Origin of the sequence: Nocardia veterana NBRC 100344 (assembly GCF_000308855.1) — a bacterium.
In the GTDB taxonomy this organism is placed as follows: domain Bacteria; phylum Actinomycetota; class Actinomycetes; order Mycobacteriales; family Mycobacteriaceae; genus Nocardia; species Nocardia veterana.
Genome location: NZ_BAGM01000100.1, coordinates 1 through 22301, shown reverse-complemented (window position 1 = coordinate 22301; position 22301 = coordinate 1). Strand labels below are relative to the sequence as shown.

The 22301-nt window shown below is 69.8% G+C and carries 20 protein-coding genes; 7 read left to right on the top strand and 13 right to left on the bottom strand.

Features of this window, described 5'->3' with window-relative positions:
- Window positions 1-1918 (top strand): LuxR C-terminal-related transcriptional regulator (locus ON37_RS19045; protein WP_157171499.1); only part of this gene is annotated, 1918 nt, incomplete at its 5' end.
- 11 nt (window positions 1919-1929) lie between these two features.
- On the opposite strand, the gene ON37_RS19040 is transcribed toward ON37_RS19045, so the two are convergent.
- The 3 genes from ON37_RS19040 to ON37_RS19030 all read right to left on the bottom strand — a co-directional run bounded on the left by ON37_RS19040 (window position 1930) and on the right by ON37_RS19030 (window position 4380).
- Window positions 1930-2208 carry a hypothetical protein gene (locus ON37_RS19040; protein WP_040721065.1) on the bottom strand — a complete coding sequence of 93 codons (279 nt, stop codon included), beginning with the start codon at window positions 2206-2208 and terminating at the stop codon, window positions 1930-1932.
- 103 nt (window positions 2209-2311) lie between these two features.
- On the bottom strand, window positions 2312-3424 hold the full coding sequence (locus tag ON37_RS19035) for an aminotransferase class V-fold PLP-dependent enzyme (RefSeq protein ID WP_051031783.1): 1113 nt from the start codon (window positions 3422-3424) through the stop codon (window positions 2312-2314).
- Window positions 3425-3495: 71 nt separating this feature from the next.
- A complete protein-coding gene (locus tag ON37_RS19030; protein WP_245553265.1) occupies window positions 3496-4380 on the bottom strand; it encodes an MBL fold metallo-hydrolase in 885 nt (294 codons plus the stop codon).
- 179 nt (window positions 4381-4559) lie between these two features.
- On the opposite strand from ON37_RS19030, the gene ON37_RS19025 reads away from it, so the two are divergent.
- On the top strand, window positions 4560-4994 hold the full coding sequence (locus tag ON37_RS19025) for a MerR family transcriptional regulator (protein WP_157171498.1): 435 nt from the start codon (window positions 4560-4562) through the stop codon (window positions 4992-4994).
- Here ON37_RS19025 and ON37_RS19020 read toward each other — a convergent pair.
- The 3 genes from ON37_RS19020 to ON37_RS19010 form a co-directional block, all read right to left on the bottom strand.
- Window positions 4988-6280 (bottom strand): sensor domain-containing diguanylate cyclase, encoded by a 1293-nt coding sequence (locus tag ON37_RS19020; RefSeq protein ID WP_040721064.1) that lies wholly within the window; start codon window positions 6278-6280, stop codon window positions 4988-4990. The genes ON37_RS19025 and ON37_RS19020 overlap by 7 nt on opposite strands.
- Before the next feature lie 30 nt (window positions 6281-6310).
- Window positions 6311-7114 (bottom strand): SAM-dependent methyltransferase, encoded by an 804-nt coding sequence (locus ON37_RS19015; protein WP_040721063.1) that lies wholly within the window; start codon window positions 7112-7114, stop codon window positions 6311-6313.
- A 118-nt stretch (window positions 7115-7232) separates the two neighbouring features.
- Window positions 7233-8018, bottom strand: a complete 786-nt coding sequence (locus tag ON37_RS19010) for a maleylpyruvate isomerase N-terminal domain-containing protein (RefSeq protein ID WP_040721062.1) — start codon at window positions 8016-8018, stop codon at window positions 7233-7235.
- A gap of 229 nt (window positions 8019-8247) precedes the next feature.
- Between ON37_RS19010 and ON37_RS19005 the strand changes: the two genes are divergently transcribed.
- On the top strand, window positions 8248-9462 hold the full coding sequence (locus ON37_RS19005) for an oxygenase MpaB family protein (RefSeq protein ID WP_040721060.1): 1215 nt from the start codon (window positions 8248-8250) through the stop codon (window positions 9460-9462).
- A gap of 132 nt (window positions 9463-9594) precedes the next feature.
- Window positions 9595-10374: a DUF6319 family protein gene (locus tag ON37_RS19000; protein WP_040721059.1), complete on the top strand. Its 780-nt coding sequence runs from the start codon at window positions 9595-9597 to the stop codon at window positions 10372-10374.
- 30 nt (window positions 10375-10404) lie between these two features.
- Here the strand turns inward: ON37_RS19000 and ON37_RS18995 are convergent, their stop codons facing one another.
- From ON37_RS18995 to ON37_RS18985, 3 genes are read right to left on the bottom strand one after another with little or no spacing between them, the layout of a single operon-like run.
- Window positions 10405-11631 carry a cytochrome P450 gene (locus ON37_RS18995; protein ID WP_040721076.1) on the bottom strand — a complete coding sequence of 409 codons (1227 nt, stop codon included), beginning with the start codon at window positions 11629-11631 and terminating at the stop codon, window positions 10405-10407.
- A gap of 47 nt (window positions 11632-11678) precedes the next feature.
- Window positions 11679-11876: a ferredoxin gene (locus ON37_RS18990; protein WP_040721075.1), complete on the bottom strand. Its 198-nt coding sequence runs from the start codon at window positions 11874-11876 to the stop codon at window positions 11679-11681.
- Between the two features lie 11 nt (window positions 11877-11887).
- Window positions 11888-12526 (bottom strand): DUF4097 family beta strand repeat-containing protein, encoded by a 639-nt coding sequence (locus tag ON37_RS18985; RefSeq protein WP_040721057.1) that lies wholly within the window; start codon window positions 12524-12526, stop codon window positions 11888-11890.
- A 182-nt stretch (window positions 12527-12708) separates the two neighbouring features.
- Between ON37_RS18985 and ON37_RS18980 the strand changes: the two genes are divergently transcribed.
- On the top strand, window positions 12709-15918 hold the full coding sequence (locus ON37_RS18980; protein ID WP_040721055.1) for an ATP-binding protein: 3210 nt from the start codon (window positions 12709-12711) through the stop codon (window positions 15916-15918).
- A gap of 230 nt (window positions 15919-16148) precedes the next feature.
- Here ON37_RS18980 and ON37_RS18975 read toward each other — a convergent pair whose 3' ends face one another.
- Genes ON37_RS18975 through ON37_RS18965 form a run of 3 tightly spaced genes read right to left on the bottom strand, consistent with a single transcriptional unit; the run spans window position 16149 to window position 18879 of the window.
- Window positions 16149-17687, bottom strand: coding sequence for a GGDEF domain-containing protein (locus ON37_RS18975; RefSeq protein WP_245553264.1), 1539 nt, complete (start codon window positions 17685-17687; stop codon window positions 16149-16151).
- Window positions 17687-18346, bottom strand: coding sequence for a hypothetical protein (locus ON37_RS18970; RefSeq protein WP_245553263.1), 660 nt, complete (start codon window positions 18344-18346; stop codon window positions 17687-17689). Before ON37_RS18970 ends, ON37_RS18975 begins: the two co-directional genes overlap by 1 nt.
- Window positions 18328-18879 (bottom strand): pyruvoyl-dependent arginine decarboxylase, encoded by a 552-nt coding sequence (locus ON37_RS18965; protein ID WP_083893109.1) that lies wholly within the window; start codon window positions 18877-18879, stop codon window positions 18328-18330. The genes ON37_RS18970 and ON37_RS18965 overlap by 19 nt, the downstream gene beginning before the upstream one ends.
- Before the next feature lie 202 nt (window positions 18880-19081).
- Between ON37_RS18965 and ON37_RS18960 the strand changes: the two genes are divergently transcribed.
- Window positions 19082-20803, top strand: a complete 1722-nt coding sequence (locus ON37_RS18960) for a sodium:solute symporter family protein (RefSeq protein WP_245553262.1) — start codon at window positions 19082-19084, stop codon at window positions 20801-20803.
- A 12-nt stretch (window positions 20804-20815) separates the two neighbouring features.
- Entirely contained in the window at window positions 20816-21085 is a 270-nt protein-coding gene (locus ON37_RS18955; protein ID WP_040721054.1) for a membrane protein, read from the top strand.
- A gap of 14 nt (window positions 21086-21099) precedes the next feature.
- Here the strand turns inward: ON37_RS18955 and lhgD are convergent.
- A partial coding sequence (lhgD, locus tag ON37_RS18950) for an L-2-hydroxyglutarate dehydrogenase (RefSeq protein ID WP_373282054.1) occupies window positions 21100-22301 on the bottom strand: 1202 nt, incomplete at its 5' end.

The window sequence follows — 22301 nt, the reverse complement described above, 5'->3', positions numbered from 1 at the left end:
CTGCCGGCATGTGGACAACAACCCGCTGTTCATCCGGCTGGCCGCGGCTCGCCTGCGGTACCGGCCGGCCACCGAGGTGCTGCGCGATCTGACCGGCGACCATTCCGATGCTCGGATGCGGTGGTCGTCGAGCGTGCGCGCGGGGGCCGAGGAGCGGCACCGTAGCGTCGGTGATGTGATCGCATGGTCCTACGGGCTGTGCACGCCCGCCGAACGTCTGCTGCTGGATCGAATGTCGGTGTTCGCGGCCGGTTTCGATCCCGGCGACGACGAGACCCGTTGCGGTGGGGTCGAATACAGTGCCGTCGCCGCCGTCTGTGCCGACGACGAACTGCCCGAACCGGCGATCGCCGCCACCCTGCAGCGCCTGGTGGAACGGTCACTGGTCGCGACCCGGATGACGGCCACATCCGTGCGGTACTTCCTGCCGGAGAGCGTGCGAGTATTCGCCCGCAGCCGGCTGCGGGCCCGTCCGGACGGTCCCGGCGCGCTGTCGGAGGCGTGCCTGCTGGCCCGCCACCGCCGTTACTTCCGGGACAAGGTCGTTGCCGGACAGGCGATGTGGTACGGGCCGGACGAGATGCTGTGGATCGATTGGGTCCGCGCGGCCTGGGACGACGTGCTGCTGGCCATCGAGACCGGTGTCACCGATCCCGCCGAGGCGGTGGTCGCGTTGGAGATCGCGACGGTGGCGATGGCGCTGCGCGTCCCCTTCCTCACCGGCGCGAACCGGGCCGTGACGGGATTGTGCGAGCGCGCGCTGGAGGTGATCGGCGACGATCCGGCGCTGTCCGCTCTGCGCATTTCGGCCAAGGCGCTGATCGGCTGGATCGCGGTGTGGCAGGGGCGTTTCGACTACACGGCGCGGTTGCTCGACGAATGCGCGGCCGAATATCTCACCGATCCGGTGCTGCGCCGCGAATGGCGCGAGCACACCGCCACCGACATCGGCCTGCCGGCCGTGGTCGAATTCACCTGGGGTCTGGAACTTTTCCTGATCCACCTGGATCTGCGGTCGATCGATGTGCTCTCCCGGGCGCGGGAGAAGTTCGCCGCCGTCGGCGATCGGGGCGGCCGTCAGCGCAGCGAGCTGTTCACCGTGCTGGCCGCTGCGAGTCTCGCGCCGCCGGAGCAGGCCGAGCGGGTCGTGCGGTGGCATCTGGACAATGCCGCCCAGACGGATGCGCCCTGGGCGGTCTCCTGGGCGGAGTTCGCGGCCCTGGTCGCCGCCGTCCGCTACGGCGATCCGGAAGAGGCGGTAAGGCGCGGCCGGGTGGCGGTGGCCGCACACCTGGAACGGGGCGACACCTGGACCGCCGGGTGGATCATTCACTACTGCACGATCGCGTTGGCCACGATCCTGCAGCGGCGGCTCGAATCCTGCTCTCGTCCGGCCGATCTGGTGGCGGAGGCGCTGGAGATCGCCTATCTGCAGGGGGGTACCGCGGCCCTGCACCGATCGATGGGTATCGCGTCGGATCGGGTGCCGTTGGTGGCGAACGGGTCACACGCGGCACGGGCCGCGGCGACGGCGGTGCTGGGACCGCAGCGCTATGGCGCGGCGGTGCTGCGCGGCACCCGGTTACGTCCGGAGGAGTGCGAGCTGCAGCAGTACTTCCTGGGCCGCCTGGCCGTCGTCGAGGACGGTGGGACGGATCCGAAACAGACACACTGGCACGAGCTTTCACCCGCGGAACGCGATATCGCCATCCTGGTGGCGGCCGGCTGGACCAACAGCGCCGTCGCGGTCCGCCGTGGCACCTCGGTGCGGACCGTGGACGCGCAGGTGGCGACCATTCGCCGCAAACTGGCGGCAGCGGACCGTTCGGCGATCATCCACCGCATTCCCGGCGAGCTTCGCGAGCGGGTGCGCGCGGAATCGCGGCAGCCGCCGAGCCGGTTGCGGCGGACCTCCTGAGCGATCCGAGGTCAGGCGCAGGCGTGTTGTTCGGGCGGGCACCAGCGCTCGCTGGGGCGGTTGCCGAGTTCGTGACTGCTACCGCGGTCTTCGGAGATGCCGTGGCTGCTACCGCGGTCCTCGGAGATGTCGTGGCTGCTACCGCGATCGTCGGAAATGCCATGGCTGGTGCCGCGCCCGCCACTGTCGTGGTCGGCCTGGGCGGGCGCGGCGACGATCGCCGGCAGCAGCCCCAGCGTGCCCGCGACCGCCGTCGCCGCGAGCAGTTGTTTCCCCCGGTTGCCGTTCATGCGCACTTCCTTCGGCTTCGCGCCCCGGCCGGCGAATCGCCGGTGGGCAGACCTCGAATGTAGCGCTAGTCAACGGCCCGCCGCACCGGTTTTTCAACCGTGCTCAGTTCCCAGGCCCGGGAAGGGAGCTTCCGGTGGCGGGCCGGATCTCGCTGTCGCCCAACGCTTTCAGCGCTCGATCCACGTCGTCGGAGTCGTTGTGCAGGTGGAACGACACCCGCAGGGCGCCCGCCCGCGCCGTGGTCACGATGCCCGCCGCGGCCAAGGTCTCGGCCGCCGCGGCGGCACCCGGAAGCGAGACGATCGGCGCGTTACCCGGCACGGCGGACAGTCCCAGTTCGGCCAGTCCGGCGCGGAACCGATTCGCCAGAGCCAGATCGTGGGCGTGGACGGCCTCGACCGTCAGCTCCTCGAGCAGCTCGGCGCCGGCCAGGGCGCCGACCACACCCAGCCAGTCGGGGGTGGCGTCGAACCGCCGTACGGTATCGGCAAGCCGTTGCGGCGCATACATTTCCGCCCACCGGTCGGCGGCGGCGTACCATCCCGGCGACTGCGGCCGCAGCCGCTCCGCGATTTCCGGCCGCATCGCCAGCAGGGCGACGCTGCGGGCGCCCAGCAGCCACTTGAAGCCGGCACACACCCAGATGTCGGCGTCGGCGAAGCGCAGCGGCAGCCAGCCGGCCGCCTGCGAGACGTCGAACAGCAGCAGGGCGTCGTGGGCTCGCGTCGCGGCCCGCAATTCGGTCGGATCGACGGTTCGGCCGTCCGCCGACTGGACAAGGCTGCACGCCACGAGCGCGGTGTCCGGACGCACCTCCCGCGCCAGATCGGCCACCGGCACGGTCCGCACCCGCAGATCGCCGCGGTAGCGGAACGGGTTCGGCACGGAAGCGAAATCGCCTGCGGCGACGAGGACTTCGGCACCCGGTGGCAGGGCGGCCGCGGCCGGGCCGATCAGGCCACCCACCGAACTGCCGATCGCCACATCCTCGGGGTTCGCCCCACCCAGCAGCCGGCCGTGGGCGGCGCGCAACCGGTCCACCCGGTCGTCGTATCGGGAGGGGGCGCGATGGCCACTCGCCCAGCCGTCGAGGACCTCCCGCACGGCCGCGAACGCTCGCGCCGGCGGTATGCCGTAGGAGGCGGTGTCGAGGTAGGTGGTGTCCAGATCGAATTCGCCGGCGGCCAGGGCGGGGACGGGTGCCGTGGAAGTCATACCGTCATCGTCGCCAGGCCGCGGTCTCGCGGTCCATAGCCACCGGACGGTCGCTGGACCGCTCCGGTTCCTCAGGCGGGTTCCGGCGCGCCCAACGCGCGGGCGGCCGCATGGTCGTGGGTCGGCACCACGGTGACCGTCGCTCGCGCCAGATGCAGGCGATGCAGCGTGCGAAAGGTCAGTTCGCGGTCGTGATCGGCGAAACCCCCCGGGTACGCGGACTTCTGGCGGATCCGCTCGATCTGGAGCAGATGCCAGGCGGCGTCTCCGGCGAGCAGCACCCAGCCGCTTGCCGTATGCGCCAGGACGCCGATACTGCCCGGAGTGTGGCCGGCCAGGTCGACGAGCACCACCGCGCCGTCGCCGAACAGGTCGTGGCTTGCGGTGAAGGTCAGCACCGGCGGGCCGTCGAGGTCGTACTCGACGATCGGCCGCTCCCGCAGCGCATCGCGCACCCCGCCGACCGGAGCGATCGGTCCGGCCGTGACCCAGCGGTGTTCGACCCGATGCAGGTACACGGGCAGATCCGGCAGATCCAGCAGTCCGCAGACGTGGTCCCAGTGCGCATGGGTCGGGAGCGCGAAATCGAGTGCGGCGGGGGAGTGCTCGCGCAGTGCGGTGACCGTCGCGACGGTATCGGCGGGTGGGCGCACCGCCACCCGCAGCACCGCCGGGAGCTGCGTGATCGCCCGGTGCTCGGCGTCGAGGCAGACACCGGGGTCGACCACGAAACGCGCCTCGGGATGTTCGACGACGAAGGCGGTGAGGGCATTGTCGATCCGGCGCGGGGTGAAGGTGCCCTCCACCACCGCCGCCGTCGGCACCGACCGCGGCACCTGCGGCAGCGCCCGCACCCGGACGGTAGTCCGTGGCGTCGGCAGTCCGGCATCGACGATCGACGCCAGGAAACGCCGGTCGGGGCGGCGGGGCAACACCAATCCGCGCACCGAACCCACTGCGGCACTGCAACATTCGACGATACTGGGGCTTCGTACCGGATCCGGCATGGCGGCACATCCGTTCTGTGATCGGTCGCGGGCGACGGGTTCGTCCGCGGGCCGTGGCACCATAAAACTTCAGGTCGACATGAAGTAAAGGGCGCGAACCGATGGAAACCGACGTGACGGAGTGCCAGGTGCCCGATCCCGGAACGACCGCGCTGAAGATCGGCGATGCCGCGGCGCTGCTCGGGGTGGAAGCGCACGTGCTGCGCCATTGGGAAGCGATGGGTCTGCTGCACCCCGCGCGCAGCCCGTCCGGACATCGCTGCTACGACCGGCAAGCCCTGGACCGGGCTCGGATGATCCGGACGTTGCAGCGCACCGGTATGTCGCTGAGCCGGATCCGCGAGCTGGGCGAATCCGGACGCGCGGCCCGGCGGGCCCTGATCTCGGCCGAACGCGAGCAGGTGCGCCGGCGTATCGAACTGTTCCGAGCCACCGACCGTTTCCTCGCGCATATCGCCGAGTGCCGCCATCCGATCATCGCCGAATGCCCCGACTGCGCGGGTTTCGTCGCCGAGCACGGCGGGGTGGCGGCGTCGACGCTTCGGGAGCGCGCCGTTCACTGATGCTGGCGAGACCGCCCGGATCGCTGTCGCGCCGCCTTGTTGCGGTACATGGCGGTATCCACCGCGTGCATGAGGTCGTCGACAGCCTCGGGACGGCGGCTGACCAGGGCGGTGCCGACCGACGCACCGACCGAGATCGAATGGTCCGCGACCGTGACCGGCTGCGCCAGCGCCGCGATCAGCCGGTCGGACATCGCGGTCAACTGCTCCTCACCGGCGCAGCGATCGATGAGGACGATGAACTCGTCGCCGCCGATGCGCGCGGCCAGCCCGTCCGGCTCGGCTGCCGCGCCCAGCCGCGCGGCCACCGTCCGCAGGACCCGATCGCCGACGGTGTGGCCGTAGTCGTCGTTGATCTCCTTGAATCCGTCCAGGTCCAGATAGCACAGTCCGATCGGCGGCTGGGCCTGGGCGAGGCGCTCGAAGAACAGCGACCGGTTGGCCAGGCCGGTGAGGTCGTCGTGGTGGGCGTCGTACCAGAGCCGATCGGCGAGCGCTTTGCGCTCGGTGATGTCCACGGCCACGCCGATCAGGAAGCGCACGCTGCCGTTCGCGTCCCGCACCACCGACATGGACAGGTCGATATCGGAATGATGCCCGTCGGGCCGGGTGAGCGAGGTCTCGAGCCGGAACCGGTCCAGGTTGCCGGTCAGCAACTGCTGGAACCGCTCGTACGCCTCGCCGAGATTGTCCGCGCCGAGTACTTCGGCCACCGAGCGACCGACGATCAATTCGGCGGGCACGCCGAGCATTTCGGCGAAGGCGGCGTTGACGTCGCGCACTTTTCCGGTGCTCGCGTCGATGGTGCCGATGCCCACCGAGGCGCCGGCGAAGATGGCGGCGAACCGCGCCTCCGACAGTTGGCGGCGGGCCTGCTCCTCGCGCACCGCGGCCAGGGCCGCGCTCAGGGTCGTCTCCTGTTCGCCGAGGGCGGCGGTTCGCAGGGCGGCGGTGAATCCGGCGGCGAATTCGCCCGCCACCGTCACCGCGCGGTCGCGCACCACCTCGTAGCCGGGCGAATCCGGGCCGGGGCAGATCTCGGCGACCATATCTCGGCAGATCATCGAGACCGACCGGCTCACCGCCGCCTCGTCGCGGTAGTTCGCCGCCACCAGCGAGGCGGCGGCCAGCCGCGCGGCCTCGAGATCGACGGTGCCGCGCAGCGTGCCCAGCAATTCCTCACACAGGCCGGTGAGCAGCGCCTCGATCTGGGTTCGGGTGAGTGTCGGCGCGACCACTCCGTCGAGCGCGTCGGCCCATCGCACCGCCAACTCCTGCGAACCCACCCTGCGCCACCCCTTATCCCTCGAACCCTGTCAGGCCTTGTACCCCACGCCTGCCAAACCCAATGATCGCCCCGGGGTTTCGTGCAGGTCGCGCTCGGACTCCGGACGCCACAGGGGTAGTTCCACCACTCCCGGATCGACCGGCTGCCAACCCGTGAACATCTCGGTGATCGCCGCCCGGTCGCGGAAGCGGATCCCGACGCCGCTGGTCGACTGCTCGTGGATACGGGTGGCGGCATCCGGCCGCTGCGCCGAGGACAGATGGGAGATCGCCACATAGCTGCCGGGCGCCACGGCATCGCGCAGCGCGGCCACCATATCCCGGGGACGCTCCTCGTCCTGCAGCAGATGCAGCACCGCCACCAGCAGCAGACCGACGGGCTGATCGAGATCGATCAATCCGGTCGCCCGGGCGCGAGTCAGCAGCTCGTCGGGTTTGCGTAGATCGGCCTCGATCGCGCCGGCGCGATCGTTGCCGCGCAGGATGGTGGCCGAGTGGGTGACCGCGACCGGGTCGATATCGACGTAGAGCACCCGGACCGAGGGGTCGAGGGCCTGCGCCACCTCGTGTACGTTCCCGGCGGTCGGAATGCCCGATCCGATATCGAGGAACTGCCGGATCCCGGAATCGATCAGGAAGCGGACGGCGCGGCGCAGGAACGCCCGGTTGCTCAGGGCGAGCCGCGGCAGATCCGGGACCAGCCGGCGGCCCTCCGCCGCGGCGCGCCGGTCGATCTCGAAATTGTGCGAACCGCCGAGCAGGGCGTCGTACATCCGGGCCGGACTGGGTCGGGTAATATCCACGCCTTCGGGCGCCCATGCTGGCCTGTCCACTCGAAACCCCTCTTGCCGATCGACGACCGGCTCGCCGGACCGGGCGGCCCCGCGCCGATCTTGTGACGCCTCACTGTACGCCCAGCCCGGCCTCGGCCGCCGCTACGCGTGCACCGGCTCACACCAGATTGATCGAGTCCAGCACCCGCGCGCCGAGCTCGGCATCACCGGTGATCGCCACGGCTCCGGCACGCCACGGCAGCCGGCGGGTACCCCATTGCGGGAACTCCAGGGCCAGCGCCGCGATATGGGCGGCCGCGCCCGCGGCCTGGCCGGGACGCACCCGGAGGCGTCCGGATCGCGGTTCGATCCGCCAGGTGCCACCGCCCGGGCCGGTGAGGGTCAACGCGACCGGCGCGTCGAGCCAGGCGAGGGCTTCGCGGTGCGAGCGTTCCAGCAGGACGGTCAGCCAGGTCAGGATCGCGGTCATCCGTAGTGGGTCGGTGGCGGGCGGCGGCAGGTCCAGCGCGGGGGCGATGTCGTGCCGCAGGTGGGTGTGCCAGTCGAAGATCAGCATCGCCGGAACCAGATCCAGGCGGTACCAGCCGAGTTCACCGAGCGGAAGCTGGATCCGGCGCAGCCCCGGCGCGGTGAACACCGACAGCGCCCGGGCGCCCCGCCGCGACCAGGTCTCGAACTCGGGCAGGACGAATCGGGTGGTGTGCGAGCGCTTTTCGTCCACCAGCTGGTCGTTGAGGCGTTCCAGATCACGAGTGGCGAGGATGGCGGCGGCGCTCGGGGTCAGCAATGCCCGGGCCAGCGTGGTCATGTGGATGACGACCTCCGCCACCGACCAGCCCGGCGCGGCACTGGGCGCGGCCCACTGCTCGTCGCTCAATTCGGCACAGAACGTGACGACCGCTTCGCGTTCCGCGGCCAGGCCGGGCAGGAACCGCGAACTCATCGGCCGGCCCCGGCGAGTACCGAACTCCTCATGGAAAGCGCAGGTTACCGGTTCGTGGCTGCCCGGAGCCAGCACGTCTGCGGATTCGGCGGATCCGTTCCGTTCGTTGACACACTGCGATAACTTTTCTAACTTTGACTCACACCCCCGTGTCGTGGTGGTGCCGCCGCGCGCCACCCCACACACCGGACACAGCCGCACATCGTGGTGCGGTGTGAGGAGCGCAGCGATGAGCACCACCGTCCCGCATCGGCATCCGGCTACCCCGCGCAAGGTTCCGGGCCTGCGTCCGTTCGCCGCGCTGTTGCGGATCGGGCCGCCCTCGCCCCGGCAGTGGGATGCGCTCGGGCAGGCTCTGCTGGTCGGCGACGAGCCGATGGACCGGCTGGTGGACTGGATGGTCGCGGAGGGGACCGACCGGACCCGGCCGCTGTTCGAGCGGATCCTGCGGGAGGGGATCGCCGCGGTACCCGAGGCCCCCGGCCCGCTGCGCGACTTCTTCACCCGCTACGAAGCGGTGCCGGACTGGGTCGACTGGGAACGAATCCGCCGCGCGGAGCAGGTATTCCGGATGGGTGGCACCGACGGGATCTACATCGCCCGGGACGTCTCACTGCTGGGCGGCTATCTGGCCTCGGGCTTCAACAAGACCCTGATCCGGACGGGCGCGCTGGAGAAGGGTCCGGCGAAACGGTTCGCCGAAACATTGCAGTGGGCGCTCGACGTCACCTCCGACGACGGCATGCGACCGCTCGGCCGGGGGTACCGGTCGACGATGCGGGTGCGGCTGATCCACGCGTTCGTCCGCCGGCACGTCGCGGCGCTGCCGGACTGGGACGAACGGGAATGGGGCGTGCCGATCAATCAGACCGACATGGCGGCCACCCTGGTGGGCGCCCTGATCGCTCCCTTCGTGGGCGCGATGCCGATGGGCATCCTGCCGCGCCGGGCCGACCTGGACGCCGGTGCGCATCTGACCCGCTATGTGGGCTGGTTGATCGGGGTGCGCGAGGAGTGGCTGCCCGACGGGTTCACCGACGCGGTGCGCATTCTGTATCACTGCATGACCGCCATCACCCACCCCGACGAGACCACTCCACAACTGGCGATGCCGATGGCCGACGACCCGCTGGGCTGGCACTATCGCAATTTCCCGGCGCTGCGCGGCCGGATCGCCCGGGCACAGCATCTGTCGGTCGCGTCGACCTTCCTCGGTCCGTCCGCGATGCGGCAGCTGGGACTCCCGGCGTACATGCCGCCGTGGTACCCGCTGCTGCGAATTCCGGTGAACCTCGGTCGAAGTGGCGCGGCGCTGCTGCCCGGTGGCGCCGAGCGGGCGGCCGCGCGGGGCCGACGGGAACAGGAGGCCTTCCTGCGCCTGCTGGTCGGCGCGGAGCAGGCGGTCATCGGCGATTCGGCCCGGCACGTCCAGCCCGCCGCCTGAGCCACCGGACGATTGCCGCGTCGTTGCCGGAGTCCGCGGTGCCGGTCGCGGATCACCGGCGATGTGGACTTGTCGGTGCCATCGGGCATGCTCTTGGCACGCAGATGTCTACGAACCCGCCCGGAGTGCACCATGTCGTCCCCTCGCACCAAGCCGCAACCGTTGTCCGACACCGAGATACGACAGATAGCCGCCGAACTCGCCGACGGCCGGCCACCCATGGTGTGGTTCACACCGGCGGCGGTGGGAGTATCCGAAGGGCGATCGGGCAAGGTGATCGCGCTCGGCGATCCCGCCGAGGGCGACTTCCTGCAGATCCGGCCGACCGGGTCGAAGGATGTCATGTCGTTCTCGCCCACCGAGGTGACACTGGCCAAGCCCGCCCGCAAGGACAAGCGCCCCACCACATCCGAGACCGCCGGCGCGTCCCGGCCGGCACCGAGGAAGGACACCGCAGTGAGCATGTCGTCGACCGCGCCCGCACCGGCCACCCCCGCATCGGCGCCGGCCCCGTCCGACCGCTCGGCGGGCGCCCCGAAACCGGCCGCATCGCAGCCGGTTTCGGATGCCAAGCCGACGGCGAAGCCGGCCGCTCCGGCCGCCCGCCCGGCCCGGGAGAAGCCGGCCGCCGCCGCCCGCAAGAACAAGGCCCCCGAGGTGACGGTGACCCTGTCCGGCACGGCCGACGGCGAATGGACCGTCGACGTCGTACACGGGAAGAAGCGCACCATCAAGGGGTTGTCGGTCGCGGGGGCGTCGGTCGCCCAGGCCGCGAAGCTGCTGCATCCGGAGGTTTCCGAGGTGGTCGATTCGGTGCTCGAAGCGGTACGGAACACGCAGCGCGCCAAGGTGGAACAGCTCCAGGCCGAACTGGAACAGGCCCGCCGGCTGCTCGACGAACTGTCGGGGTAACCCGGGCGGGTTCGTCGGCGGGCCGCCGGGTCACTGCCCCGACTCCGTCCAGGTGACCGGAAGTTCGTGGACGCCGTAGATGTTCATATCGCTGCGCAGCGGCACCTCGTCGGCGGGCACGGCGAGTTCGAGGGTCGGGAACCGCCGCAACAGTCCGGCGAAGCCGGCCCGCATCTCGATCCGGGCCAGTTGCTGACCCAGGCAATTGTGAATGCCGTGCCCGAAGGACACGAGCCCGCGCGCGCTGCGATGGACGTCCAGCGTGTCCGGGTTGTCGAACCGTCGCGGATCGCGGTTGGCCGCCAAGAGCGAGACGACGACCGTGGACCCCGCCTCGATCGTTTCGCCACCGAGTTCGATGGTTTCGGTCGCATAGCGGTAGAAGATGTCGGCTACGGACAGATACCGCAGCAGTTCCTCGACGGCATCGGGGATCAGGCTCGGGTCGGCGCGCAGCTCCGCCAGCTGGTCCGGATGCTCCAGCAGCGCGAAGGCGCCCAGACCCAGCATGTTGGCCGTGGTCTCGTGGCCCGCGAGCAGCAGCAGGAAGGCGATGCCGGTGAGCTCCTCGACGGTGAGGTCGTCCTGACGGGCCAGATCCGACAGGATGTCCGCACCCGGGGCGGCGCGTTTGCTCGTGACCAGCTCCGCCAGGTAGCCGGTCATCGTGCCGTAGGCCGCCATCTTCTCCGTCAGCGACTGGTCCCGGAGCAGGAATTTCGCCGAATTGACCTGGAAGGTCGCGCGATCCGCATACGGCACGCCGAGCAGTTCACAGATCACCAGCGAGGGCACCGGCAGGGCGAATGCGGTGACCAGATCCACCGGTGGCGTCAGGCGGGCCACGGCGTCGAGTTGCTGTTCGACCACCTCGGCGATATGCGTCTCGAGCTGTTTCATTCGCCGGACGGTGAACGCGCCGGTGAGTTTGCGGCGCAGCCGAGTGTGGTCCGGCGGGTCCATCGCGACGAACAGGCCCGGAATCTGCGGGGACGGTTCGGTCGGTACCGGCATGCCCGGAGTTTCGTACGGCACGTGCACGATCCCGATGTCCTGGCGCGAGCTGAATCGGGTGTCGGCCAGCAGCTGACGCGTGGCGTCGTATCCGGTGACCAGCCAACCGCGGTGCCCGTCGGGGAAGATCAGCGGGCTGACCGGGCGTTCGGCTCGCAGGCGGGTGATCGCGGTCGGCGGGTCGAAGGGACCGGCGTCGCGGTCCATCGGAAGTCCGTGCGGGACGGTGGTTGTCGAGCTCATCACAGTGTCCTCGTTCAGGTCGGGTGCGGAGTGGGAGGTCGGGTGGTTCACGGCTGGGCGACCGTGAGGGCGCCGGACGGGCACACGAGGACGGCCTCGCGGACGGTCGTCTCCCACTCCGGCGCGGGCTCGGTTCGCAGCGGCACCACGCGGCCGTCGGTGGCGTCCTGATCGAACATGTCGGGTGCGGTCAGGACGCACATGCCGGCGCCGATGCAGCGTTCCCGGTCGACGTTCAGCTTCATCGGCTCGCTGCTCACGCCGCGGTGGCCTGGCGAATAATGATGTTGCCCAGGGTGTTTCGCGCGTACACGTGCACGACGTCCGCGCCGGTCGCCGGGGCCGGGTCGGTGTGGTTGTGCACGGTGCCGCTCGGTGCCTCGGTCTCCAGCCGCGCCGCGCTGCCCGGGCGGATACCCACCTCCAGGTTGCCCACCGAGGTCTGCAGCCGGAGCACCCCGCGCGCGGCCTCGCCGATGCGGATATCGCCCTTGGCCACCTTCGCGGTCACCGATCCGAGCGGGCGTTCGACAACCACATCGCCGGCGGAGACCTCGAACTCGCAGTCGCCGAGGTCGCCGGCGCCCACCAGCCGGCCGACACCGGCGCCGGCCCGCACCCTGGAACCGGCGGGCACCTCGATGGTCACCGTGATGGACGGGTTGCCGCCGAAGGGGGTGTAGGTACGCCAGTTCTTCGGGGAGGTCACGGTGAGCGTGCCGTCGGCGAAGTCGACCAGCGCCTGTTCGGCGGCACGCACATCGCCCTTGCGGGCCGGGTCGGCGGGCCGGATCTCGACGACGGAATCGGTCCGGTCGGAGGCGATGACGGTGACGTCGGCGGAGAGCACGTCGACGGCGACGGCGATCGCTTCGGGGGTCTGGAAGGTGTACATGGTGAACTCCTCGTGTCGGTGGAACCGCTTGCTGTTCCACACCTTCGCCGCACCGGCTGACAGCGGCCTGATGGCGACCTGACACGACGGCTGACACGACCGCCGACGCGGCCGTCGCCGCGGTTTTCACGCCGGGGACGGCCGGGCCGCCGGGCCGGGATCGGCCACGGCAGAATGGGCCGGTGCAGATCGGGATGCTGGGACCACTCGAGATCCGAACGGACGACGGTGGTTCGGTGGAAGTACCTGGCGCCCGGTTGCGGGCGTTGTTGATCGTGCTCGCCCTCGAGCCGGGGCGCGCGGTCCAGAAGACGACCCTGATCGATTGGATCTGGGGTGAACAGCCGCCCGCCGATGCGGCGAACGCCTTGCAGGCCTTGGTGTCTCGGCTGCGGCGGGTGCTGCCGAACGGGTCGCTCGATGCGCAGGCGGGCGGCTACCGGCTCACGATCGAACCCGCGGCCGTCGACGCCGTCCGGTTCGAACAGCTCCTCGACCGGGCCCGCGGCGCCGGTGATGCTCAGCGGGCCGAGTTGCTGAGCGAAGCCCTGGACCTGTGGCGCGGCGCCGCACTCCAGGACGCCGGTGTTCCCGACAGCGCGGCCGTCGACGCGGTGATCACCCGGCTCGACGGATTGCATCTGGCCGCCCTCGAAGACCGCTACGAGGCCGAGGTCCGCCTCGGGCGCGGCCCGGAACTGGTGACCGAGCTGAGTGAGCTGGTGACCCGGTATCCGGTGCGGGAGCGGCTGGTTGCCGCGCTGATGCGCGCGCTGGGCGCCGCGGGCCGGGCCAACGAGGCGTTGACCGTGTACCAGCGCGCCCGCGCGGCGCTCGCCGACGAACTGGGTGTGGATCCGTCACCGGAGCTATCCGCCCTGCACGTGGCGTTGCTGCGCGGTGAGCTGGGCGCGCGTACCGAGGACCGCAAGACCAACCTGCGCGCCGAGCTGACCACCTACGTCGGCAAGTACCCGGATATCGCCGCGGTCCGCGAGCTCATCGCGGGACACCGCCTGACGACGCTGACCGGACCGGGGGGATCCGGCAAGACGCGCCTGGCGGTGGAAACCGCGCACACCCTGCTCGACGACCTTCCGGACGGCGCCTGGCTGGTCGAATTGGCCTCGGTCGGCACCGGTAGCGACATCGCGCAATCGGCGCTGGCGGCCTTCGGGCTCCGGGACGCGCTGCTGGGCGGCACGCCGGACGCGGAACCGATCGACCGGCTGGTCGCGGCGCTGCGCGAGCGCGAGACGCTGCTCGTACTGGACAACTGTGAGCACGTGATCGAGGCCGCCGCCACCTTCGCACACCGCGTGCTCGGGGAATGCCGCCGCCTGCGGATCCTGGTGACGAGCCGGGAACCGCTCGGTATCACCGGCGAGGCGCTGTGGCAGGTCGAACCACTGGCACTGCCCGCTGCGGACGCCGATGCGGACGCGATCGAATCCGCCCCGGCGGTGGCGCTGCTGCGGGATCGGGCCGGCGCCGTCCGTCCGGACCTCGGCGCCGACGGCCGCACGCTGTCGACCATGGCCCGGGTCTGCCGCGCCCTCGACGGGATTCCGCTGGCGATCGAATTGGCGGCCGCCCGACTGCGGACCATGTCGCTCGAGCAACTCGCCGACCGCCTCGACGATCGGTTCCGGCTGCTGACCGGCGGCAGCCGCACCGCGATCCCGCAGCACCGCACCCTGCGCGCGGTGGTCGACTGGAGCTGGGAGTTGCTCACCGAGGCCGAACGGATCGTGTTGCGCCGCCTCGCGGTGTTCTCCGGTGGCGCGAATCTCGAAGCGGCCGAACACGTGTGCGTCGCACTGCCCGGGACGGCCGGAACCACTGCGGTCGAGCAGTGGGAGGTGCTGGACCTGCTGACCGCCCTGACCGAGAAATCGCTGCTGCTGGTGGTGGACGACCGGCCGCAGACCGGCTCGGGGCCCGCCGTGCCGCGCTACCGGATGCTCGGCACCATCGAACAGTACGCCCGCGAGCGGCTCGTGGAATCCGGAGAAGCCGAGGCCGCGCGGCGCGCGCACCTGGACTACTTCACGGCCTTCGCCGCCACCGCCGAACCGCAGCTGCGCCGCACCGAACAACTGGAATGGCTGGCCCGGCTGGAGGCCGACCACGACAACATCACCGCCGCCATGCGCGGCGCGCTCGCGGCCGGCGACGCCCCCGCGGCGATGCGGCTCGCCGCCGCCGCGGGCTATTACTGGTGGCTCGCCGGGCACAAGGCCGAGGGGCTGGAGCTGATCACCTCGGCGGTCCGCCTCGACGATCAGGACGACCGGGCCGACACCGCGGAATCCGAGGCGGACGACACCCGCGCGATGGTGTACGGCCTGATCGTGAATTACCTGAGTTCCGGTCCGAACGACGAATACCAGGTGGAGGAGTGGATCCACCGGGCATATCGGGCGAGTCCGCCCGGCCCCGGCCGTCATCCACTGCTGGGGTTGGTCGCCGCGCTGGAGCGCATGTTCGACGGGCCGGAGGCAGCGCTCACCGCCTTCGAACCGCTACTCGCCGACGACGATCCGTGGGTGCGGGCGTTGGCCCGGCTGCAGATGGGGAAGATGCGCATCATCTTCGGGCACGGCGGCCGGGACGCGGACGCCTGCCTGGAGGCGGCGCTCGACGAGTTCCGCGCGCTCGGCGAGCGGTGGGGGATGTCGTTCGCGTTGCGCGAGTTGGCCATGCGGATCGCCACCCGCGGGGAATTCGCCACTGCCTGTGAGCTTTTCGATCAGGCCATCGCCGTCGTCACCGAGGTCGGGGCGATCGAGGACGCGGTGCTGATGCGGGCTCGGCAGGCACAGCTGTACTGGTTGTCGGGCGATTCCCGGGCCGGCGCGGCCGCGATGGCGGATGCCCAGCGGTTCGCCGATCAGGCGGCATGGCCCGATGCGGAGGCCGAATTGGCCCTGGCGCGAGCCGAACTCGCGCGCTGGCGCGGCGATCACGCGGATGCGCACCGCCAGATCGAACTCGCGACGAGCCTGCTGGGGAACGGGGCGGACCAGCCGACGGTCAACGCGACCATCCACGAATTGCGCGGTTATCTCGCCGACACCACCGAGCAGGCGCGAGAACACCACTCGGCGGCGTTCCGGGCGGCGGTCACCGCCGGCCACCCCACGGCGATCGCCCAGATGCTGGTCGGGCTCGCCGACCTCGCGTTGCGCTGCGAGGACGCCGAACAGGCTGCCCGTCTGCTCGCTGCCGCCACCGCGCTGCGCGGCCTCACCGACCGAGCCCAGCCGGATGCGGCCCGCATCGAGCAGACGGCACGACGCCGCCTCGGTGACGAGCGGTTCGCCGAGGCGACGACCGCGGGGGCGCGGGCGAGCTGGCAGGAATTGGCCGAGGCTACGCTCGCTTCGTGAAGGTCGATCGCGACCACAGGGTCGGCATGGTGGCCACCACGTGGCCGGTCAGCACCGCGCCGCGGGAGACGTCCATGACCTCGAGCCGGTTGACGACCCCTTGGCCCGTCGAGGATCGTCTTGTCCCCGTATGCCTTTCGCAGCCCGGTGGCCGCGATCGCTGTGTCGTTCATGACGAGCACCACGCACATGCGGGCGGGGCCGACCGCGGCGGTATGACCAGCTGCCGGTCACACCGCCGGTTCGTGCCGACGTGCCCGCCGCCGGCTCTCGGCCTGCGGAATATGCCGCACGTCGTCGTGGAAGGCGCAGCCGAGGCCGTAATCCTTGGCGTGGTACATCGCCGAATCGGCTTCGCGCAGCAGGTCGTAGATGGTCGCGTCGGTGCTGCGCGGGCCACTGCACGCGATGCCGATGCTGGCGCTGACGGTGACCTCGGTGACCGACAGTTCGAAGGGTTTGCCGAACGCGGCCAGCAGCTTCTCGGCGAGGACCGCTGCCTCCGCGCGGTTCGCCCCGGCGAGCACGACGAACTCGTCGCCGCCGTAGCGGGCCGCCACATCCTCGCGGCTGATCACCCGCCGGATGCGCGCGGCGGCATTGGCGATGAGTTCGTCACCGACGGCGTGGCCGTAGCTGTCGTTGATGGTCTTGAAGCCGTCCAGGTCCAGAAACAGCAGGCAGATCGGTCGCCCGGTCCACAGGTCGCGATCCCGGGCCGGGGTGCGCAACAGGGCCGAGCGGTTGAGCAGGCCGGTGAGCATGTCGTGGTCGGCCTGATACTGCGCCCGGCGTTCGCTGCGGGCACTGCGCACGATCGCCCGTTCACTGCGCACCAGCACACCGACCAGTAGGGTCGCCAGCAGGGTGGAAACCACCACGCGGTCGATCGTTCCCACCCGGGCCCCGACCGTCGGGACCAGCGAGGCGACCACCAGGGCCACGGCGATCACGCTGGCCCGCTGCCGGGACCGATGCGGATGTACCCGCCGGGCGCCGCCGAGCGTGACCATCGTGGGATGCAGCGCGGCCATGCCGACCATCGCATAGGCCAGCAGCAGCGGCATCAACAGCAGTTGATCGTCGAACCGCACCGCACCCGCCGACTGCAGGTTGTAGCCGAGGTCGGCGACCAGGATGGCCAGCAGTCCCACGTGGACGAGACGCAGCGACGTCTCCGAGCGGCTCGACGTCACCACCGAATGGGTGACCAGCGTCAGCAGCAAGGCATCGATCACCGGATAGATCGCCATGATCAGCGTCGCGGCATCCCAGTGCGAGGTGTTGTGCAGAACCGGTGAGATCAGGAACGTCCACGAGGCGAGCAGCGCGCCGAGCGCGATCAGGCCGGAATCGAGCACGAGTTCGCGCTGGCAGGTAGCCCGGCGCGGCCACAACCACAGAAATGCGGCGACCCCGACTCCGGCGTATCCGGCGAGCGTCGCCAGGTCGTCCAGCGGCGGCATCCCGTCGGCCGTGAAATCGCGCAGCACCGTTCCGGTGGCGAACAAGATGCCCGATACCGCGAGCAGGTACCAGGCCGTCGGCGTGGGTGGCCGATGTCGTCGCACGCCGACCCCGATCATCGTCAGCGTGCCGGCGACGACACACAGCATTGCCGTCAAGGACAAACCGGGCGATTCGGCGACCGTCAGCATCGCCACGATAGCGACGGCGACCGTGGCCAGGGCGGTGCGCAGGCGTTTCTCCGGTGACCAGTGCGGTGGCCGGATGCGGGTGGTGTGGTGGTGCTGTGTGCCGGATGTCATCAGCCCCCCTGGTCCGCGTCCTCGGCGATGAACCGAGCCGCGTAGTAGGTTTGCGAATCCTCGACCGCGACTTCCACGTTCGCCTGTTCACCGACGGCATTGCGAAGTGCGTCGGCGAACGAGAGTTGAGAGTTGTTGTACGAGCAGATGTCCCAGCCGACGACCGCACGATCTGCCGCCAGGATCTGGACAACTGTACTGATCATGGCATGAAATGCCGCCCCGTGTCGCGCAGTTGGGGTAACAAGGGTGAAACCTGCATAGTAAATCGCATTGCGCTCGGCGTGTTGCGGAAATCGTGTCGCGAAATACTCCGGACTGATCCACGGGACCGTCTCCAGATGCCGCGTCAAGGTGGTCAGCCCGACGGGGGTGCCGTCGATCGTGCGCGCGACGATCTTGTCGATCCGGTTATCGGACATCTCGTCGCGAAATTCGTTGGGGTGCAGTACTTGCCGTGCGATCGCGCGTGATCGAAGCGGTCCGAAGGCCTGCTCGTAGAGGGTGTGGAACACCTCGATCTCGGCCCGCGCGATCACCGATTCGACCGTGACCACCACGCCGGCGTACGCACTGCCCCGCCCGGCCGCCGCCGGGCCCTCCGTGGTGACGCACGCTGCCGCCGCCGGGCCTTCTCCGCTCACGCCGGGCGCCCCCATCCCGTGGCCTCGTACGCGGCCAGTGCCAGGGCGCATGCGGAGCGGCCGTCGGACCGGGTCTGGATGGTCGCGCTGTGCACCGGGCCGAAGCGCCCCGGCCGGGCGGCGGTCATCTCGGCCAGACTGGCATGGATGAGATCCTCGACCTGTGCCGGGGTTTCGGCGACGTGCTCGACGAACAGGCCGGCGCCGGAACCGTCGGCGCGCAATGCCCAGCCGATGCCGGCGGCCGCGGTGGTGTCGGGTGTGCGGGTGTGGGCGAGTGCGTAGACGCAGTAGAGGCGGTCGCCCCAGCCGATCCGCCGGCGCACCCGCGGTGTGCGCTGTATCCGTGCCCGGGGCGGGATCACCGACGATAATCGGACCAGATTCGCCTCTCCCACACCGAGTTCACGCAGGGCGGCGTCGAAGGCGGCGATCTCCGTCGCGCCGGTCCCGGTCGCGGTTCCGACTTCGATGGTCAGCGCTGCGGATTCGTCGTGGTCACGATCGCGACGGCCGAGCGAGCCGAGCGGAGTGTGTGTCGTGATCATCTATCGTCCGATCCTTCCCGGGGCCACCAGTGTTGCATTTTGGAGGCCTGACTTTCGTTGAATTGCCCTGTCGACCATGCCGGACCCGATCGCCGCGCGCCGCGCGGGGGGAACCGACTGCCCCCTGAGATGCGCTGTCGCGCGCTACTATCCGGGCACACCGCGACCTGGTCACCGCTGGTTCGTCCGACAGGAGATCCGTATGCAGCCCGTTGCTCAGCCACTGCGGCAGTTCGGTTCGGCGGCGGTGGTCGAGGCTGCCGATCAGCTCCGCCTGGATGCCGCGCCCGTCGACTACGCCCTGGTGGCCATCTATTTCGTCTTCGTCCTGGGCATCGGTCTGATGGCCCGCGCCCGGGTCTCGTCCAGCATCGATTTCTTCCTGTCCGGTCGATCGCTGCCGGCCTGGGTGACCGGCCTGGCGTTCATATCGGCCAATCTCGGTGCGGTCGAGATCATGGGCATGTCGGCCAACGGCGCGGAATACGGCATGCCGACGATGCATTACTTCTGGATCGGCGCCGTGCCCGCGATGCTGTTCCTGGGCGTGGTCATGATGCCGTTCTACTACGGCTCCAAGGTGCGCAGCGTGCCGGAATTCATGCGGCGGCGCTTCGGCACCGGGGCGCATCTGGTCAATGCCGTGAGCTTCGCGCTGGCGCAGGTGCTGATCGCCGGGGTCAATCTGTATCTGCTCGGGTCGATCGTCAACGTCCTGCTCGGCTGGCCCCTGTGGGTGTCGGTGATCGTGGCCGCGGTGATCGTGTTGTCCTACATCACCCTCGGCGGTCTGTCGGCCGCGATCTACAACGAGGTACTGCAGTTCTTCGTCATCGTCGCCGCGCTGCTGCCGCTGACCCTGGTGGGCCTGCATCGCATCGGCGGTGTGGGTGGTTTGAAGGACAAGGTGACCGCCCAGCCCGACGGTTCCGAACAGTGGCACTCCTGGCCGGGCAACGAACTCAGCGGTTTCTCGAACAACATCCTGTCGGTGACGGGCATCGTGCTCGGTCTGGGGTTCGTGTTGTCCTTCGGCTACTGGACAACGAATTTCGTCGAGGTGCAGCGCGCGCTGGCCACGCATTCGATCTCCGCCGCTCGCCGCACCCCGATCATCGGCGCCTATCCGAAGATGTTCATCCCGTTCATCGTGGTCGTGCCGGGTATGGTCGCCGCCCTGCTGATTCCCCAGATCGCCGAGCTGAAGGCGACCGGAAGCGGCGATGCGACCTACAACCAGGCACTGCTCTACCTGATGAAAGAGGTGCTGCCGAACGGGTTGCTGGGCGTCGGCCTGGCCGGTCTGCTCGCCGCCTTCATGGCCGGGATGGCGGCCAATATCTCCGCGTTCAACACCGTGTTCAGCTACGACCTGTGGCAGCAGTACGTGGTGAAGGACAAACCCGACGGCTACTACCTGACCGTCGGCCGCCTCGCCACGGTCGGCGCCACCGCCATCGCGATCGGTACCGCGTTCATCGCCGGCAGTTTCTCGAACATGATGGATTATCTGCAGACGCTGTTCTCGTTCTTCAACGCGCCGCTGTTCGCGACCTTCATCCTCGGCATGTTCTGGAAGCGGATGACCGCGACCGCCGGCTGGGTCGGGCTGGTATTCGGAACCCTCAGTGCGATAGTGATTTTCGTCCTGAACAAGACCGAGGTGTTCCATCTGTCCGGGCAGGGGGCGAGTTTCGTCGCCGCGGGTGTGGCCTTCGTCGTCGACATCGTGCTCAGCATCGTGGTGAGTCTGTGGACGGCGCCCAAACCCGCGGCGGAACTCGTCGGGCTCGTCTACTCGGAGACGCCGAAGGCCCAGCTCACCGATCCCGAGGCCGCGACCCTGCCGTGGTACCAGCGGCCGGTACTGCTGGCCGGAATCGCGCTGGTCATCGTGATCGCGCTGAATGTTTTCGTCGGATGAGGAAGTGACGCCATGCTTTTCGATATCCGCACCATCGTCGGCGCCCTGCTCGGGTGCTACGGTCTCGTCCTCGTCGTCACCGCCCTCGTCCACGACACCGCGGCCGACCGGGTCCGGACCGGCGGCTGGAACATCAACCTCTGGGCCGGGGTGGGGATGCTGGCGGCGGCCGCGGCCTTCCTGCTGTGGGTGGTGCTGCGTCCGGTCCGCGAGCTCACCGAGGCCGAACCGCCGAGCTCCGGCGCCGACGCGGATGTGCCCGACCGGCCCGCGGAGTCCTGACGGGCGGCTGCCCCCTACTGATCGTCGATGGTGTCGAGCACGTATTCGGCGATGGCCATACTCGAGGTGGCGGCGGGGGACGGTGCGTTGCGAACGGCGGTGATCGGCCCGAGCCGGTGAATGCGGAAATCGTCGACGAGACTGCCGTCGGCATCGACGGCCTGCGCGCGCACCCCGGCGGCCGCCCGGAACACGTCGGCCACCCCGATATCGGGCACATACCGTTGCGCGGTCGCCATATACGCGCGGGCCGACAGCGACCCGACCATCTCCCGCACTCCGGTGCGCCAATGCCGCCGGGCCATCCGCCAGGTTCCCGGCCAGCCGGCGAGCATCCGCAGATCCGAGCCGGAGACCGCCGAGCGCCGGTAACCTTCCCGGGCCAGGGCGAGCACCGCATTCGGCCCGACCTCGACCTCACCGTTGACGCGGCGAGTGAAGTGAACGCCGAGAAACGGATAGCGAGGGTCCGGAACGGGATAGATCAGCCCGCGGACCATATCCTTCTTCTCCGGTTTGATCAGCATGTACTCTCCCCGGAACGGAACGATCCGCGGCCCGGGCCGGTCGCCGGCCAGACCGGATACCGCATCACTGTGCAGCCCGGCACAGACGATCAGCCGATCCACCACCACCGTGTCGTCCGGCGAACCGATTTCGATGCCCGCGGTCGTGCGGCGGATCGCGGTGACCGGGAACGACAGGCGGATCGCACCGCCGGCAGCGGTGACGTCGTCGGCGAAAGCCCGTGCTACCCGTTCGAAATCGGTGATCGCGGTGTGCGGGGAATACAGCGCCGCCAATCCGGCCGCGTGCGGTTCGATCTCGCGGATTCCGGCGGCGTCCACTCGCCGCAACCCCGGGACGCCGTTCGCCTCGGCCCGTTCGGCCAGCGCGTCCATGCGCACGACATCGTCCGGGGTGATCGCGACGACCAACTTGCCGACCTCGTCGTAGGGCACCTGTTTCTCGGCACAGTAATCGCGGAGCAGCATCCGGCCCCGAGCGCACAGGATGGCCTTCGAAGAGCCCGGCGCGTAATAGATTCCGGCATGCACGACCCCGGAGTTGTGGCCGGTCTGGTGGGCCGCGACCCGATCCTCCTTGTCCACCACGATCACTCGGGCGCCGGGCCGGCGGCGGGTCAGTTCCCGGGCGATCGCCAGCCCGACGATGCCGGCGCCGATGATGCCGACGCGTTGTTCTGCCATGGTCA

Excerpts from the sequence above, each read along its gene's own strand:
- ON37_RS19040 (WP_040721065.1), bottom strand. The coding sequence starts at position 2,208 with ATGAACGGCAACCGGGGGAAACAACTGCTCGCGGCGACGGCGGTCGCG.
- ON37_RS19035 (WP_051031783.1), bottom strand. The coding sequence starts at position 3,424 with ATGACTTCCACGGCACCCGTCCCCGCCCTGGCCGCCGGCGAATTCGAT.
- ON37_RS19010 (WP_040721062.1), bottom strand. The coding sequence starts at position 8,018 with ATGAGTTCGCGGTTCCTGCCCGGCCTGGCCGCGGAACGCGAAGCGGTC.
- ON37_RS19005 (WP_040721060.1), top strand. The coding sequence starts at position 8,248 with ATGAGCACCACCGTCCCGCATCGGCATCCGGCTACCCCGCGCAAGGTT.
- ON37_RS19000 (WP_040721059.1), top strand. The coding sequence starts at position 9,595 with ATGTCGTCCCCTCGCACCAAGCCGCAACCGTTGTCCGACACCGAGATA.
- ON37_RS18995 (WP_040721076.1), bottom strand. The coding sequence starts at position 11,631 with ATGAGCTCGACAACCACCGTCCCGCACGGACTTCCGATGGACCGCGAC.
- ON37_RS18990 (WP_040721075.1), bottom strand. The coding sequence starts at position 11,876 with ATGAAGCTGAACGTCGACCGGGAACGCTGCATCGGCGCCGGCATGTGC.
- ON37_RS18985 (WP_040721057.1), bottom strand. The coding sequence starts at position 12,526 with ATGTACACCTTCCAGACCCCCGAAGCGATCGCCGTCGCCGTCGACGTG.
- ON37_RS18975 (WP_245553264.1), bottom strand. The coding sequence starts at position 17,687 with ATGACATCCGGCACACAGCACCACCACACCACCCGCATCCGGCCACCG.
- ON37_RS18970 (WP_245553263.1), bottom strand. The coding sequence starts at position 18,346 with ATGGGGGCGCCCGGCGTGAGCGGAGAAGGCCCGGCGGCGGCAGCGTGC.
- ON37_RS18965 (WP_083893109.1), bottom strand. The coding sequence starts at position 18,879 with ATGATCACGACACACACTCCGCTCGGCTCGCTCGGCCGTCGCGATCGT.
- ON37_RS18960 (WP_245553262.1), top strand. The coding sequence starts at position 19,082 with ATGCAGCCCGTTGCTCAGCCACTGCGGCAGTTCGGTTCGGCGGCGGTG.
- ON37_RS18955 (WP_040721054.1), top strand. The coding sequence starts at position 20,816 with ATGCTTTTCGATATCCGCACCATCGTCGGCGCCCTGCTCGGGTGCTAC.